The sequence below is a fragment of the Mesorhizobium sp. M1A.T.Ca.IN.004.03.1.1 genome (assembly GCF_003997555.1).
In the GTDB taxonomy this organism is placed as follows: Bacteria; Pseudomonadota; Alphaproteobacteria; order Rhizobiales; family Rhizobiaceae; genus Mesorhizobium.
This window is the reverse complement of record NZ_RZTV01001253.1, coordinates 1-228: the sequence shown is the minus strand read 5'-3', so window position 1 is coordinate 228 and position 228 is coordinate 1. Positions and strand designations below refer to the sequence as shown.

General features: G+C 53.9%; 1 pseudogene. It reads right to left on the bottom strand.

Features of this window, described 5'->3' with window-relative positions:
• Window positions 1-45 precede the first annotated feature (45 nt).
• Window positions 46-228: pseudogene (locus tag EOD29_RS35720) on the bottom strand (transporter); the annotation flags it as partial.

The window sequence follows — 228 nt, the reverse complement described above, 5'->3', positions numbered from 1 at the left end:
GAAAAGCCCGGCAGTGCCGGGCTCTCAATTCTTCAAATCAGGAATTTAGAACTTGATCTTTATGCTTGTCGACAGTGCAGCGACCAGATCGTCATCGAAGGAGTAGGAAACATCATCTCCGTATGTGACGCCATTCCGGGTCACAGCACCAGACGAACCGCTCGTCAACACGCCCACGGCACCGGCAAAGCGCCATTCGATATGTTCGGTCGGTGTGTAGGCTGCACC